Source organism: Gordonia sp. (in: high G+C Gram-positive bacteria) (assembly GCF_012515855.1).
Lineage (GTDB): Bacteria > Actinomycetota > Actinomycetes > Mycobacteriales > Mycobacteriaceae > Gordonia.
In genome coordinates this window covers 1-2,390 of sequence record NZ_JAAYXO010000134.1, presented here as the reverse complement: position 1 = coordinate 2,390, position 2,390 = coordinate 1, and the positions used below count along the sequence as shown (strand labels likewise).

3 protein-coding genes are annotated in these 2,390 nt (G+C 69.9%); all 3 read left to right on the top strand.

The window, feature by feature from the left end:
• On the top strand, window positions 1–835 hold an 835-nt coding region (locus GX543_RS09980; RefSeq protein ID WP_290851702.1), incomplete at its 5' end, for a LytTR family DNA-binding domain-containing protein.
• A gap of 21 nt (window positions 836–856) precedes the next feature.
• Complete coding sequence (locus tag GX543_RS09975; RefSeq protein ID WP_105943517.1) at window positions 857–1,240, top strand: hypothetical protein; 384 nt, start codon at window positions 857–859, stop codon at window positions 1,238–1,240.
• Window positions 1,237–2,390: cation acetate symporter (locus tag GX543_RS09970; protein WP_290851700.1), on the top strand; the 1,154-nt coding region annotated here is incomplete at its 3' end. The genes GX543_RS09975 and GX543_RS09970, both read left to right, overlap by 4 nt.

Here is a 2,390-nt window from a genome sequence, read left to right as displayed (position 1 = left end):
CGGCGCCTCCGATGCCACCGAAGCCCTGCGGCTGCTCTCCGAACAGTCCGTGGATGCCGCCTTCCTGGACATCTCGATGCCGGGACTCAACGGCATGGAGCTCGCCACCGTCCTCGCCCGCTACGCGACCCCGCCCGCACTGGTGTTCGTCACCGCACACGACGACCGCGCCGTCCAGGCGTTCGACGTCGGCGCCGTCGACTACCTCCTGAAACCACTGCGCGCACGGCGTCTCGCGCAGGCGGTCGAGCGTGTCCTGGCGAGCCGTCCGGACACGCTCGTCGGCGACACCGCCGGGACCGATGCCGACCCTGCCGCTGCGGGCGCCGACCCAGCCACCGCCGAAATCGCCGGGGACACGGACACGTCCGCCGACTCAGGCATTTCATCGACGAGGCTCAGCACAAGCACTTCGACGGGGCTCAGCACAAGCACTTCGACGGGGCTCAGCACAAGCGTGATCCCCGTCGAGCGCGGCGGCGTGACGTCCTTGATCCAGCGCGACACGATCTCGTGGGTCGAAGCCGTGGGCGACTACGCCCGCCTGCACACCGCCAGCGGTGACTATCTGGTTCGAGTGACCCTCTCCACGCTCGAATCCCATTGGGCCGAAGCAGGTTTCGCGCGGATACACCGGTCGTACCTCGTCGCGCTTCCGATGGTGACCGGGCTGCGGACCGCAGGTACCGGCACCAAGGTGATGATCCGCGCGAACGGCCAGACCCCCGAAGTGGAGCTGCCCGTCAGCCGCCGGCAGGTTCGTGAACTGAAAGACCGTCTGGTGCGCGACCCGCTGCGTTCCTTCCGATCCGGCCGAGGCGACGGATCGTCGTGAGCGAATGGTGAGCGGCCGTCCATGACCCCCGACTCCCCACGCCGCGAGCGCGTCGTGCTGTCGCAGCGGCGCGGCGCGCGGCCGGTCCGGACTCGGGCCGAGGTGACCGAGCAGACCGAGGTCGGCGAGCATCTGGTCGGCGAACTGGTCCGCGCCCAGTTGGGACTGGCGCTGCGGATCGGACTGGCGGTGGCGGCCCTGTTCGTCGCCATCCCCCTGATCGGCCTGTGGGTCGACGGCTTCGCCGCCGCGACGCTCTTCGGGATCTCGATCAACTGGATCGTGCTGGGCCTGCTCCCCTACCCGATCCTCTATCTCGCGGGACGCCTCTACATCCGGCTGGCCGAGCAGGCGGAACGACACTTCATGCAGTTGATGGACGACGAAGAACGCGGTCCGACGTGAGCACGGGATCAGCACTCATCGTCGTCGCGGTGGCGATCGCCACCGTCGGCACGGTCGCCATCGGCGCGTACGGCGGCCGCGGAGCCCGATCGACGTCCGATTTTCTGGTGGCCTCCCGCAGCATCGGCGCCCGCTGGAACGCCGCCGCCATCTCCGGGGAGTACCTCTCTGCCGCGTCGTTCCTCGGGGTCGCCGGCCTCGTCGCCAAATACGGCGCCGACGCGCTCTGGTACCCGATCGGCTTCACCGCCGGGTATCTGGGCCTGCTGCTGTTCGTCGCCGCGCCCCTACGCCGCTCGGGTGCGTACACCGTGCCCGACTTCGCCGAGTTTCGGCTCGGCTCCCTGCAGGCCCGCCGTGTCGCCATGGTCGTCGTGGTGCTGGTGTGCGTCCTGTACCTGCTCCCTCAGCTGCAAGGCGCGGGTCTGACGCTGAATATTCTGCTGGGCCTTCCCGGCTGGGTCGGCGTGGTGCTGGTCGGCGGTGCACTGATCGTCAACGTGGTCAGCGGCGGCATGCGTTCGGTGACCTTCGCCCAGGGGGTCCAGTACTGGCTCAAACTCACCGCGATCGCGGTGCCCGCGCTGGTCGTCGTCCTGCATTTCGCGTCGAGTCCGTCCGACCTCGGCGACCCCCTCCCCGCCCGGGTCTCGACGGCCACCTCCGTCGAGGTCACCACGGAGGTCTCGGTGACCGTCGCCGATCCCTCGGGCGTCCGAGTCACCGGAACGGTCGACGGCACGCGTCTCCACGACGCGCCGCTGTCCGCGGGAACCCACGTCATCGGCCAGGATTCGACGATCCTGCTCGACGCGGGCGCGGCCACCCCCGTCGTGTCCGACGCGCCGCAGACCGGGTCCGAGTGGACGCGCTCGGGCGGCGGTCTCGGCGGCGATCACCCGCTGTACCAGGTCCTGTCGCTGATGCTCGCGACCTTCCTCGGCGCACTCGGACTGCCGCACGTGCTGGTGCGGTTCTATACCAATCGGACCGGGGCGGACGCCCGGCGCACCGCGCTCACCGTGATCGTGCTGCTGTCCGGCTTCTACCTCTTCCCCACGGTGCTCGGCGTGCTGTCGCGCGTGTACGTGCCCCAGGTGCTCGCCACCGGCACCGCCGACGCCGCGGTGCTGATGATCCCGTCCGCCGT